The following is an 11794-nucleotide window of genomic DNA, read 5'->3' on the forward strand; positions in this document are numbered from 1 at the left end:
GGTTAGTCCTCAGCAAGTTTAATAGCTTTAATAAATATAAACCAAGGATATATAGATATTTTTTCATACATAATAGGGTCAGCCGCTTTCAATTCAGAATTGGGCAAAGGTTCTAATACTTTTTCTAGCATCAAACCCGAACAAATCAAACTATTAAATAAATCCGATAACGTATGATGATACCAACTTACCTTTCCGATATCAGACCATGTATCCTGCATAATCTGCTTGTGATAATAACTATCTAATTTGGCAAGCATCGCTTCCATTTGAGGTTGATGGGTAGAAAAACTAATACGACCGCCTTTTTTTAAAATTCTAGAAAATTCTTTGAATAAATGCGACCAGTCTTCTACATAGTGAATAATTAAAGGTGCAATTATGGAATCAAACTGTTCTGAGTGAAACATATCAAGCGACTTCTCTACATCACAAAATTTTATATCGACACGGTCACCGTATCGTTCTCGCGTGTGATCCAACATTTCTTGACAATTATCGATAGCAGTTACCTTAGCCCCTCTTTTTAAAAGTTCACCTGCATACCAGCCAGATCCACAACCGACATCTAACACAGCCAAACCTGTTAAATCCTCAGAAACTAACGATAATAGATTAGGACGCTCATAGTATTTATGAATCGGCTTTTCATCCACAACAGCTAAATAGTTTTTAGCTATTTTATCGTAGTTTTTAATTTTCCTATTTGACATAGTATCTCACAAAAATACATTTCCAAATTCAATACCTGAATATCCTTTCAGTATTTCTAGACATATTACACAAAGTTATTGGCAGGGGATATACACAAATTGAAAAATCATGCCTTATTCGGTAAATCTTTCAGCTCTTTTTCCTCAATTTTCAGCGGCTTTCCACTGTGTGACGGAAGCCTGGTCGCGACAACTAGGCAAATCAGCGAAATTAAGGTCGTCAGAACACCTGCCACCGTAACTGCAAGCATATAGGCATGTTGAGCACCTTCGAGAATGAGAGACTTCAACGCAGGGGGAAAATGCTGGACAAGATTAATCGCCTTTTCATTACCCGCCAAATAATCTGAAATAATCGCGGGATGAAGCTTATTGATACTAGAAGCCTGTGTTTGTAAAAAATAGTGAGCCGATGAATCTGTGATATAAACAATAAAAGTTCCCAAAACTGCCATGCTAATCGTTCCACCCAGTTGGCGACAACTAGCAGTAACGCCTGCAGCAATACCTCGAATTTTAGCATCAACCACGCTCAATGCCGTTGTATTCGCATTACCGAATATGAATGGTGCAGCAGAAGTGAAACACATACTACCTAAAAGAATAAGGTATATATTATAAGTCCAAAAGGTCAGGCACAACCATACATTACCGATGGTTAGTAAGGAAAAGCCAATCATCATCGGTAAGCGAGGACCATATGTATCCCGCAATCTCCCGGCAAAACGCGATAACAATATGATAGGCAACGAAGACGGTATTGCCAGTATTCCTGCTAAAGCCGGCGAAAGCCCCAAGACACGTTGTGTGTAAATTGGAAAGAACACATTAATAATAAAAACCATCTGTATACCAGCATATAAAAATGCAGCAGATCGAAATACTTTATTACGAAAAAGCAACAAATCGACAAATGGATTTTGTTTGTTACTTTGATGTTTCATAAATAAAACGAACAATACGACAGCAGCGCACAACATAAAAATAATGAGAGGTGATTTCCAGTCATATTCTGTACTTTCCATAAGGCTAAACACTAATGCAAACAGCCAGCTAGTTGTTAATCCGAAACCCAACCAATCAATTTTTTCTTTTGTATTTTTTATAGGTTTAGTCCCGTATTTTGCCATCATGAAAATACTCACTATTGTAACTGGCAAATTTATCCAAAAAACATAGCGCCATGATAAATACTGAGATAAAACTCCACCTAATACCGGACCTAAAATTAAAAAAATTGAAGTAAAGCTGATTAATGTTCCCATGACTTTTCCGCGCATATTATCAGGAAAACTACCGATAACAATTGCGCTACTATTAGGTAGCATCAGCGCCCCACCGAAACCCTGAATGGCTCGACCTATAATCAACATTAAGCCATTGGGTGATAGTGCGCAGGCAGCCGATGCCAAAGCAAATAGAGAAACACCAGCAATAAAAATATTTTTATTGCCATAACGATCGCCGAGATTGCCGCCTAGCAATAAAAACATCGCCAACGTTAATAAGTAAGCATTAAAAACCCAGTGTAAATAACTCACTGAAATTTGTAGCTGGTTTTGAATGCTTGGCAAAGCGATGTTTACGGCTGTTTGATCGATAAACGTCAGCGCTATCGATAATGCACACGCAGCTGCTACTTTCCAACGAGTTTTAATGTCTGGTATTGTCATAGTGCGCAAACGATAGCAAATTAACTTTGATCGGTCAATCAATTAATGATATCATCTTGGCTAAACTTATTAAGGAGTAATGTCTCAAATGCCAAAAAAGACCCTTAAAAACGACCCCAAACACCGAGGACCCGACCCTAAAAAGACTCGTGACAAAATCCTTAAGGCCGCCAAGACCCTATTTGTGAAGCAAGGCTTTGCTGGGACAGCCATGCGAGAGATTGCCGTGAAAGCAAAGGTCACTCAAAGCCTGCTCCACCACCACTTCGGCACCAAGGAGTCTTTATGGCAAATGGTCAAGTACGAGTTGACCAATCGTTACTTTGAAGCGATAGCCGAACAGATTGAAGCAGAGCAACATGGCAAAAATCCAGCCTCTATCAAAGACACTTTAGAATTTCGCTTTCGATTCATGCAAAATAACCCTGAACTTATTAGAATGTCGCTATGGCAATATCTCGATAAATATAAACACCACAGCACCACAAAGGGTCGTGACTTACTAAAGCATTTAATTGAAAACTTAACAGAAGATCAAAAAAATAATAAATTACGAAACGACATCGATCCTACTATTATTACCGCCATCATGTTCATTTTGACCACGGGATGGTTTCAACAAAATTACGATTGGATTTTGAAACAAGGCAAGCTATCCTCACTCAATGAAAAAGAAGCTGCCGATACGTACTTAGAAGCTATTCAGAAAATACTAATTAAAGGATTGGCTCCAGACTAGAAATAAAATTGATGAGCATTATTCCATAAAATATTTTTTACCTCTACTTCAGAAAATGTACTTTTAATTAAGGCAAGATCACCTAATGAAAACTGCCGCGATGCTCTTGTTCCTGGCAAATCTGTTCCAAACATCAATGCATTTGGATTTACAGTGTAAATTTGGGTGAGCGCGTCCCTCACATCAAAGTCAACTCTCATAAATCCGCTCGCCTTTATCTTAACCCCATTTTCAACTAATTTTAATAAATTTAAAAAGCCTGTTTTTTTAAGTCCTAAATGATCAATACTCACTTTCGGTAACCGCAATATCATAGAACTCAGTGATTTCAAATTCGCTGCATCCACATAAAGCTCAACGTGCCAGCCCATTAAATCATAAACCCGTAATCCAAAATCCAGCAAATGTGATACATCTTCTGAGCCACCACGAAATAAATTAAAACGTACCGCCCGAATGCCGTGCTTATGTAAAAACATAATTTGTTCGTCTGATGCAGTAATCGGAAGTTGTGTCACGCCTACAAAATTTTTCCCTAATTTTTTAATAGCTGCGATTAAATAGCTCTGATCAAATCCTTGAAATGACCCAGAAATAATAGCACCTCCCTGGATATCTAATGATGAGATACGATTACGATAATCCTCTACTGTAAATGGATCCGGCAAGAACCCTTGATTCTCTATCAATGGATATTCAGGATCTATAATATGAAAGTGTGCATCAAAAATCATGTTGATCGCGACTCCCTACATCAGCCAATTACCCCTCTAAAGCTAACCTATTTTGACAAAAAAAACCTAATAAAACTAGCGATAATTAAATAACTTAACAAACGTTGGTTATTAGTGCGTTTAGAAGGTACAATTAAGGGCAGCTCTTGAAATCTATTTTTAGCTGTTAAATAGCTTTTCAATTTTGGAAGACGGATGCTTATTTAGCGGAGGTTAGTACCAGCATTTCAATTGCAGCAGAAAGTTTGGGATGACTGTTTTACGGGCGTAAGTACCATAGATACACTTAGCAGCCAAGGATGGCGATTCCTGAAAAACAGTCATCTTTTAAATAAATTTAGAGGCAAAAATGTCAAAAACCAACAACTACGATGTTATTATTATTGGTGCTGGATACTCAGGTTTAAGTGTGGCTTTATTCTTGGGCAACACCCGACGCCCTATTGCCCTCATTGATAGTGGAAACACTCGAAATCACGATGTAACTCGTTCGCATAATGTTTTAGGTGTTGAGGGACAAAACCCGATAATACTATTAAACACTGCCAAAAAAGAAGTTTCCGCTTTCAGCAATATTAAACGCTATGCTAGTGAAGCCATCGCTACAGAAAAACTAAAAAATGGTGAATTTTCCGTTACGCTCGCAAATAGCGAAACGCTATTTGCTAAAAAACTCATTTTAGCGACAGGCCTCATCGATTGCTTGCCCAACATTCCAGGCACGAAAGATTTATGGCCTCATGTTCTTTTCCACTGCCCTTACTGTGCTGCACCCGATGTTGTTGACATGCCTTTGGCCGTCTTGAGCGATAACGATGAAGTTTTTTTTATGGCTTCTGTTGTTGGGAAATGGACAAAGGACCTTGTACTACTGACCCATGGACAAAATCCTTTATCCTCTGAGCAAGTGAATACCTTGAAAGAACGAAAGGTTCAGATCGTTAGTGAACGCATTATTAAATTTGAACTCTTGCCGAACAATGAAGTCGAAATCCATTTCAACAATGGTAACACTTTAGTACGACGCGGTATTTTCAGTCATCTACCCTTTGAACAAAGAGCGCCTTCTTTATTATCCATGCTCAAGTGCGAGTTAACTGAAAATAACTTAGTAAAAGTTGATGAGAATTATCAAACGAATATTGAAGGGCTATATGCCATCGGTGATATGGCGATGCTTATCCAAAAAGTCACTACGGCGATTGCAAGTGGCACAAGGGTAGGATTTGCTATTGATCATGTGCTGACCGAGTAACAACTTAGGACTGCTACAAAAATGAATCAATCAATTTTTAGTCCCGACGAACTATCCCGCTATGCCCGCCATTTTAGCCTCGATTGCATTGGGTTTGAGGGCCAACAACGATTAAAAAACAGTGCTGTATGTTGTGTCGGCGCCGGTGGTTTAGGAGCACCTGTATTACTTTATCTCGCAGCCGCAGGCGTGGGTAAAATCGGTATCGTCGATTTTGATCACGTAGAGTTAAGTAATTTACAACGCCAAGTATTGTTTACCGTTGATGATTTGAACGATTCAAAAGTAAGGGCTACTCAAAGAAGGCTTAAATATCTTAACCCGAATATTGAAGTCATCGCCTTTGAAGAAAAATTACAGGATAGTAATGTTTTTTCTATTTTCTCAGAATACGATGTTATTGTTGATTGCAGCGATAATTTCCCCACACGCTATTTAGTTAATGACGCATGCTTTCACTTAAAAAAACCCTATATTTATGCGTCCATATTTCAATTTGAAGGACAGTGCACTGTATTTTGCGCACCAAACGGTCCCTGCTATCGCTGCCTCTATGAATCGCCACTGCCAGCGGCGATGATTCCCAATTGTGCAGAGGCTGGCGTGCTCGGGGTATTGCCAGGATTGTTAGGCTCGATTCAAGCAGTCGAAACTATCAAGATATTATTAAGCTTAAACAAACCGTTAATTGGCAGACTTCTCACGGTTAATGCACTTTCCATGGAATTTCGTGAATTTAAACTCGCACGCAGCCAAACCTGTCCTTTGTGCCAATACCAGCAGCCTTTTAACTCTCTATCCCGTGATACAATTAAATCGTGCTCTTTGAACACTATTAACGAAGTGTCATCACACATATTAAAACAATGGATAGATAAAAAAGAAATTACAGTGTTAGATGTGCGAGAACATTATGAAACAGAAATATGCCGCTTGAACTCACAACACATCCCCTTAAATGAACTATCTTCACGATTAAACGAACTCGACCAAACAAAACCCATCGTCGTATATTGTAAAGCTGGTCCTCGTAGTCGCAAAGCATGCCAATTGTTACAAGAGGCGGGCATCAACGATGTCGCTATTTTAAAGGGGGGTATCCTAAGCTGGATTGATGAGATCGATTCAACGTTGATAAAGTACTAGAGCACTATCGTCTCTATCAACTAACTCTATTCATTCAAAATGAATCTCCTCCAACAGCTCCGTCTGCTTAACACATTCAATAAGCTGAGTGATCGTGTCACATGAAAGTTTTTTCTTCATGCTCTCGATATAAAAAAGAATTGTTCGTTCTGTGCAGTTATGGATCTTCGCAATCTCGCCCGGCATATGCCCAAACGTTAAGGCGAGCATGATCCACACCTCGCGCTCATTAAAATAAACATCTGGATAGCAACTGCCTAACGCAAATTGTTTGCTAGAGTTCAATTTACCGGCCACCAAGGAAACCTCCCTGCCCCATCTCACAACAAATTCCGTAAACATCTAAACGCCTCAGACACACAATCAAGGCTTTTTTATTCGAGCAATTTAGCTTCGTGTGACCTTTCCCCCAAAATTAACACCATGACATGGATGAGATTTCCAATTATTCTACGACCGAGGAGATCTCAACATGAAAAAACGTTATACAGAAGAACAAATCATTAAAGCGATCAAAGAGCATGAAAGTGGCGCTAAGGTGGAAGACCTGTGCCGTCGCTTAGGCATATCTGGCGGTACTTTTTACAATTGGCGTAGCAAGTATGCTGGCCTAGAGGTTAACGAAGCTAAGCGCCTGCGAGAGCTGGAGTCCGAGAACAATAAGTTAAAAAAGCTGCTGGCTGAAAAGATGTTAGAAAATGAAGCGCTCAAGGATGTTGTTTCAAAAAAGTGGTAACGCCTGCTAGCAAGAAGCAGGTTGTTTGTCACTTAATGAGCGCCTTTAAGCTGAGTGAACGAATGGCCTGCAAGCTAGTCGGGCTAAGTCGAACGGCTTACCGTTACGGACCCAAAAAGCGACGAGACGAGTTGATTAGAGCTCGATTAAAAGAATTGGCAGCTCAGTATTCTCGGTATGGTTATTTAATGCTTCACAGCCTCTTAAAAGCAGAGGGGCTTGTCATGAATAAGAAAAAAACCTACCGGATTTACAAAGAAGAAAAGCTCCAGGTGCGTACAAAAAAGCGTAAAAAAATACAGCGACTACGATTAGTGATGTCATCACCGACTCAGAGAAATGAGCGTTGCAAGCGTGTCGCGATGCTCGTGATAGATTATTGCCATCCCTGTCAATAATCGACTCGCAATACGCGACAACTTAAATAGCCGCGGACGTCCTCGTCGCCCGCGCTCCGCGACCTCACGGCTCGACTACGCACGGGCTCTCAAATGACTTGACGGCTCGTAAAGATTTTTTGCAGTCGCTTACGCTCGGCAAAAAATCCGAGCCTACCGCGGAATACGCGCCTTCGCTTCGCTCTCCATGGCGCGCATCGGTCGATGGATTTTGTTTACGATCAGCTGGCCAATGGAAGGCGTTTTCGTGTGCTAAACATTATCGATGATTTTAATCGTGAACTTATTGGCCAGCTAACAGCATTTTCTATATCAGGACGTCAGGTGGCACGCTTCCTAGCAGAGCTTAGTGAGCAACGCAGGCTGCCAAAACAAATTGTTTGTGATAATGGTACAGAGTTTACAAGCAAAGCAATGTTCTTTTGGTCCAGGGAAAACAAAACCAAGCTTGCTTTCATTCAACCTGGAAAGCCAACTCAGAATGCGTTTGTTGAAAGCTTAAATGGCAAGTTCCGCAACGAATGTTTAAATCAACACTGGTTTCGTTCAATTGAAGAAGCCCGACATGAAATCAACCAATGGAGAAAGCACTACAATACTAAAAGACCACACAGTTCATTAAATTGCAAACCTTCAGACTTGATCTGACACTCCTGGTCAGTTAGAGTAAAATTTAATTGACCAACCTTAAACAACCAACACGAGGAGTGTCATTATGACCAGTGTATCCGAAAAGATTATCAAACCCAAATTAGGTTTACTAGAGCTGTCTAAACAATTGGGAAATGTTTCACAAGCCTGCAAGGTTATGGGTTATTCACGCGACAGTTTTTACCGTTTCAAAACACTTTATGAAAATGGTGGCGAAGAAGCACTCCATGATATGAGTAAGAAGAAACCGAATGAAAAAAATAGAGTGCCGTTACATGTAGAAGAAGCGGTAATTGCTTTGGCTATTGAAAACCCAGCGTTAGGTCAGGCACGTGCGGCCAATGAATTACTGGCGCGAGGCATTATCGTATCGAGCAGCGGAGTTCGTTCGGTGTGGCTACGTAATGATCTAGAGACTTTTAAGAAGCGACTAAAAGCGCTTGAAGCGAAATCGGCGCAAGACGGTATGTTATTAACGGAAGAACAATGACAAGCATTAGAAAAATCAAAACGAGAAAAAGAAGCGCACGGCGAGATTGAAACAGAACACCCAGGTTATTTAGGTTCTCAGGATACGTATTATGTTGGCACGATGAAGGGCGTTGGCCGTATTTATGAGCAGACTTTTGTCGATACCTATAGCAGAATCGCTTTTGCGAAGTTATACACGGAGAAAACAGCGATGACGGCAGCTCATTTATTAAATGAACGTGTATTGCCATGGTTTAATGAGCAAGGTATCCGATTGCTGCGTATGCTCACGGATCGCGGGACGGAATATTGTGGAAAAATTGAGAACCACGCCTATCAACTTTATGGTAGTGCCTCATTTTTGTTGATGTGATATATTTTGCTATTTCAGAAAATCATTAGGATAAGGATTGCATGAATGGCAAGAATCAATGTTGCTTGCCCCTGCTGCTGTTTACATGAGGTTGTAAAATTTGGCGTCAGCAGTACAGGAAAGCAAAGGTTTCAATGTAAAAATAATGCTTGTGAGAAAAATACATTTCTTCTAGATTACACACATAATGCTCGTGCCCCTGGTGTTAAAGATAAAATACAAGTGTGTCGCGATGCTCGTGATAGATTATTGCCATCCCTGTCAATAATCGACTCGCAATACGCGACAACTTAAATAGCCGCGGACGTCCTCGTCGCCCGCGCTCCGCGACCTCACGGCTCGACTACGCACGGGCTCTCAAATGACTTGACGGCTCGTAAAGATTTTTTGCAGTCGCTTACGCTCGGCAAAAAATCCGAGCCTACCGCGGAATACGCGCCTTCGCTTCGCTCTCCATGGCGCGCATCGGTTGATATGGCAATGAATGGTAGTGGCGTCAGAGATACTGCAGGCGTTTTACGTATTAGCATTAACACTGTTATTGGTGAATTAAAAAAAAGGGTGAAGGTTTGGAGAGCGTCAATACACGACTTTTAAAGGAAAAAGAATCACTTGGTGCGTCTGTTACTGTTAATGTTGTACAAGTTGAAGAAGCGGAGCTGGATGAAATGTGGAGTTTTGTTCGAAATAAACAGAATCAACGTTGGCTTTGGCATGCGATTGATCACCATACACATGAGGTGTTAGCTTATCATTTTGGTCCAAGAAAAGATTCAGCATTTAAAGCACTGAAAGAAAAACTGAGCTCATTTGATATCAACTTTTACTATACAGATGATTGGGGTGCTTATGAAAGACACCTGCCTCAATCAAAACATTTGGTGGGAAAGCAAAATACCCAAGCGATTGAACGAAAGCATCTCACGTTGCGCACACGAATAAAGCGATTAGCGAGAAAGACGATTTGCTTTTCTAAACTGGATAAATTGCACGACATTGTCATCGGATTATTTATCAATAGGCACGAGTTTGGGAGGGTTATTTAGATGCCATCAACAAAAATGAGGCACCACCAACTTTATTTAGCAGTTGAAGACATTGACCATTCGAAAACACGCGCACGTTCTCCGCAGACCAATGGTATTTGTGAACGTTTTCATAAAACGATTAAACAAGAATTTTATGATGTTGCTTTTCGAAAAAAAATATATCGTTCCCTAGAAGAATTACAACAAGACGTTGATGCGTGGATCAAAACATATAATGAGGTCAGGCCCCATTCCGGCGAGCGTTGTTATGGAAAAACACCCATGCAAACTTTTCTTGATGCAAAGCATTTGGCACAAGAAAAAGAATTAGATAAACTATGTAAAACTATTCCAAGCGTGTCGGCAGATGAATTGAATAAGGCGCACAGTAATCACGACACGCAACTGGTAGAGGAGTAATTAGAATCCGATCTATCGGACAGAAAATATGTCCGATAAATCTCAACTGTCAGATCAAGTCGAGAGTTCTACACTTTAAGTGGCACGATTTGCGTCACACCTGGGCGTCCTGGCATGTTCAAAACGGCACCCCGCTTCATGTGTTAAAAGAGTTGGGCGGCTGGAGCACTATGGATATGGTGTTGCGTTATGCACACTTGTCTGGAAATCAACTGCAAAGCGCAGCATCTCATATCGAATTTATGCAAAAATCTAGACACAAAATTGGCACAGTTAAAAATACACAAGGACAAACAAAGCGTGTAAGAAGAAAATGACTATCACAACCTTTTGTATTTAATATTATTTTGGTGCCCGGGGCCGGACTCGAACCGGCACGGTCGTTACCAACCGAGGGATTTTAAGTCCCTTGCGTCTACCAATTCCGCCACCCGGGCTCAAAATTGAGGGAAGCCTGCTAGTCATCCGGTAGACTGGATTTAAATAAAGGCTGGGGTCGGAATCGAACCGGCGTCCACGGCTTTGCAGGCCGCTGCATAACCACTCTGCCACCCAGCCATGCAAACTTCGTAAAACACCTGGCTAGAACCAGGGTTATGCTATTACCCAAAAAATGGAGCGGGAAACGAGATTCGAACTCGCGACCCCAACCTTGGCAAGGTTGTGCTCTACCACTGAGCTATTCCCGCCCGATATATTTATTCGCCATACATCCTGTATTTGTATGTGCCTATCGGAGAGGCACCCTGCCCGACTTCCTGTCGGGCGTTCGCCGGGCTGAAGCAATGCTTCAGCAAATTGCCGGCTCACCCACTGAGCTATTTTTGACCACGTCCACAATCACATTCAATCACCGTAGAGGACGTATTATTACTTTTCTCGAGGCAAAGTCAAGTCAGGCCAAGCAATCTTTAAATAAACAATCATTGTCCATAAAGTTAACAACGCTGCGAGACATAATAAAACAACTCCCAACCATAAAATAATCAGGTGTCTTCCCGGCGAATACCACAATAACAAAATTAGCGCGATCATCTGTATCGTTGTTTTGACCTTAGAAACGAAGCTCACGGCCACACTGGCACGTTTTCCAATTTCTGCCATCCATTCCCGCAAAGCTGAAATCGCGATCTCACGACACACGATAATAGCAGCAGGGACAGCAAGATAAGGCACATACTGCTGGCCAACAACGAGCAACAAGGCAACAGCAACCATTAACTTATCCGCGACAGGATCCAAGAATGCACCAAAGTCTGTCATTTGCGACAAATTACGCGCTAAATAACCATCCAACCAGTCAGTAATGGCAGCAATCAAAAAAACAATGGCAGCGGCGGGATGCGCCCACCGAAAAGGTAAATAATAAATGACCCCGAATACGGGTATTGCAGACAAACGTAAAAATGTTAAAACCATTGGAATGTTCATACAACGATTCTACGGGATCATCCATT

General features: G+C 41.1%; 12 protein-coding genes, 3 tRNA genes and 5 pseudogenes. 12 read left to right on the plus strand and 8 right to left on the minus strand.

The annotated features are described in order from the left end of the window. Positions 1 to 2 precede the first annotated feature (2 nt). Entirely contained in the window at positions 3 to 713 is a 711-nt protein-coding gene (locus tag ACJMKR_RS06570) for a class I SAM-dependent methyltransferase (protein WP_423062390.1), read from the minus strand. A gap of 107 nt (positions 714 to 820) precedes the next feature. Continuing rightward, the gene (locus tag ACJMKR_RS06575) at positions 821 to 2386 is read right to left on the minus strand and encodes an MFS transporter (protein ID WP_423062391.1); all 1566 of its coding nucleotides are present in this window, start codon (positions 2384 to 2386) and stop codon (positions 821 to 823) included. Positions 2387 to 2474: 88 nt separating this feature from the next. Between ACJMKR_RS06575 and ACJMKR_RS06580 the strand changes: the two genes are divergently transcribed. Next, positions 2475 to 3125, plus strand: coding sequence for a TetR/AcrR family transcriptional regulator (locus ACJMKR_RS06580; protein WP_423062392.1), 651 nt, complete (start codon positions 2475 to 2477; stop codon positions 3123 to 3125). Here the strand turns inward: ACJMKR_RS06580 and ACJMKR_RS06585 are convergent. Beyond that, the gene (locus tag ACJMKR_RS06585) at positions 3122 to 3859 is read right to left on the minus strand and encodes an amidohydrolase family protein (RefSeq protein WP_423062393.1); all 738 of its coding nucleotides are present in this window, start codon (positions 3857 to 3859) and stop codon (positions 3122 to 3124) included. The genes ACJMKR_RS06580 and ACJMKR_RS06585 overlap by 4 nt on opposite strands. A gap of 349 nt (positions 3860 to 4208) precedes the next feature. On the opposite strand from ACJMKR_RS06585, the gene ACJMKR_RS06590 reads away from it, so the two are divergent. Then, positions 4209 to 5114 (plus strand): NAD(P)/FAD-dependent oxidoreductase, encoded by a 906-nt coding sequence (locus ACJMKR_RS06590; protein WP_423062394.1) that lies wholly within the window; start codon positions 4209 to 4211, stop codon positions 5112 to 5114. A gap of 21 nt (positions 5115 to 5135) precedes the next feature. Next, positions 5136 to 6260 (plus strand): molybdopterin-synthase adenylyltransferase MoeB, encoded by a 1125-nt coding sequence (gene moeB / locus ACJMKR_RS06595; protein WP_423062395.1) that lies wholly within the window; start codon positions 5136 to 5138, stop codon positions 6258 to 6260. A gap of 30 nt (positions 6261 to 6290) precedes the next feature. On the opposite strand, the gene ACJMKR_RS06600 is transcribed toward moeB, so the two are convergent. Next, the gene (locus ACJMKR_RS06600; RefSeq protein ID WP_423064205.1) at positions 6291 to 6557 is read right to left on the minus strand and encodes a helix-turn-helix transcriptional regulator; all 267 of its coding nucleotides are present in this window, start codon (positions 6555 to 6557) and stop codon (positions 6291 to 6293) included. A gap of 175 nt (positions 6558 to 6732) precedes the next feature. Between ACJMKR_RS06600 and ACJMKR_RS06605 the strand changes: the two are divergent. The 9 genes and pseudogenes from ACJMKR_RS06605 to ACJMKR_RS06645 all read left to right on the plus strand — a co-directional run. Further along, positions 6733 to 7343 (plus strand): annotated as a pseudogene (locus ACJMKR_RS06605) (transposase); the annotation flags it as partial. A 149-nt stretch (positions 7344 to 7492) separates the two neighbouring features. Continuing rightward, complete coding sequence (locus tag ACJMKR_RS06610; RefSeq protein ID WP_423062396.1) at positions 7493 to 7663, plus strand: hypothetical protein; 171 nt, start codon at positions 7493 to 7495, stop codon at positions 7661 to 7663. Further along, positions 7596 to 8042 (plus strand): annotated as a pseudogene (locus ACJMKR_RS06615) (integrase core domain-containing protein); the annotation flags it as partial. The gene ACJMKR_RS06610 and the pseudogene ACJMKR_RS06615, both read left to right, overlap by 68 nt. Positions 8043 to 8109: 67 nt before the next feature. Further along, positions 8110 to 8862, plus strand: a pseudogene (locus ACJMKR_RS06620) (helix-turn-helix domain-containing protein); the annotation flags it as partial. Between the two features lie 72 nt (positions 8863 to 8934). Continuing rightward, entirely contained in the window at positions 8935 to 9183 is a 249-nt protein-coding gene (locus ACJMKR_RS06625) for an IS1 family transposase (RefSeq protein ID WP_423062397.1), read from the plus strand. 72 nt (positions 9184 to 9255) lie between these two features. Beyond that, positions 9256 to 9486, plus strand: coding sequence for an IS1-like element transposase (locus ACJMKR_RS06630; protein ID WP_423062398.1), 231 nt, complete (start codon positions 9256 to 9258; stop codon positions 9484 to 9486). Then, entirely contained in the window at positions 9459 to 9935 is a 477-nt protein-coding gene (locus tag ACJMKR_RS06635) for an IS1 family transposase (protein WP_423062399.1), read from the plus strand. Before ACJMKR_RS06630 ends, ACJMKR_RS06635 begins: the two co-directional genes overlap by 28 nt. Before the next feature lie 24 nt (positions 9936 to 9959). Further along, positions 9960 to 10337, plus strand: a pseudogene (locus ACJMKR_RS06640) (integrase core domain-containing protein); the annotation flags it as partial. Positions 10338 to 10411: 74 nt separating this feature from the next. Continuing rightward, positions 10412 to 10654 (plus strand): annotated as a pseudogene (locus ACJMKR_RS06645) (tyrosine-type recombinase/integrase); the annotation flags it as partial. 31 nt (positions 10655 to 10685) lie between these two features. Here ACJMKR_RS06645 and ACJMKR_RS06650 read toward each other — a convergent pair. From ACJMKR_RS06650 to pgsA, 4 genes are all read right to left on the minus strand, one after another. After that, positions 10686 to 10774 (minus strand) — tRNA-Leu (locus ACJMKR_RS06650). A 50-nt stretch (positions 10775 to 10824) separates the two neighbouring features. Next, positions 10825 to 10895, minus strand: a tRNA-Cys gene (locus tag ACJMKR_RS06655). A gap of 56 nt (positions 10896 to 10951) precedes the next feature. Then, positions 10952 to 11026, minus strand: a tRNA-Gly gene (locus ACJMKR_RS06660). Between the two features lie 181 nt (positions 11027 to 11207). Next, positions 11208 to 11768 carry a CDP-diacylglycerol--glycerol-3-phosphate 3-phosphatidyltransferase gene (gene pgsA / locus ACJMKR_RS06665; RefSeq protein ID WP_423062400.1) on the minus strand — a complete coding sequence of 187 codons (561 nt, stop codon included), beginning with the start codon at positions 11766 to 11768 and terminating at the stop codon, positions 11208 to 11210. Positions 11769 to 11794: the final 26 nt, after the last annotated feature.

Origin of the sequence: Candidiatus Paracoxiella cheracis, from assembly GCF_049348705.1 — a bacterium.
GTDB lineage: Bacteria > Pseudomonadota > Gammaproteobacteria > Coxiellales > Coxiellaceae > Paracoxiella > Paracoxiella cheracis.

What these genes read in the sequence shown, in the direction of transcription:
- ACJMKR_RS06585 (WP_423062393.1), bottom strand. Translation starts at nt 3,859, where the DNA reads ATGATTTTTGATGCACACTTTCATATTATAGATCCTGAATATCCATTG.
- pgsA (WP_423062400.1), bottom strand. Translation starts at nt 11,768, where the DNA reads ATGAACATTCCAATGGTTTTAACATTTTTACGTTTGTCTGCAATACCC.
- moeB (WP_423062395.1), top strand. Translation starts at nt 5,136, where the DNA reads ATGAATCAATCAATTTTTAGTCCCGACGAACTATCCCGCTATGCCCGC.
- ACJMKR_RS06590 (WP_423062394.1), top strand. Translation starts at nt 4,209, where the DNA reads ATGTCAAAAACCAACAACTACGATGTTATTATTATTGGTGCTGGATAC.
- ACJMKR_RS06625 (WP_423062397.1), top strand. Translation starts at nt 8,935, where the DNA reads ATGGCAAGAATCAATGTTGCTTGCCCCTGCTGCTGTTTACATGAGGTT.
- ACJMKR_RS06575 (WP_423062391.1), bottom strand. Translation starts at nt 2,386, where the DNA reads ATGACAATACCAGACATTAAAACTCGTTGGAAAGTAGCAGCTGCGTGT.
- ACJMKR_RS06570 (WP_423062390.1), bottom strand. Translation starts at nt 713, where the DNA reads ATGTCAAATAGGAAAATTAAAAACTACGATAAAATAGCTAAAAACTAT.
- ACJMKR_RS06580 (WP_423062392.1), top strand. Translation starts at nt 2,475, where the DNA reads ATGCCAAAAAAGACCCTTAAAAACGACCCCAAACACCGAGGACCCGAC.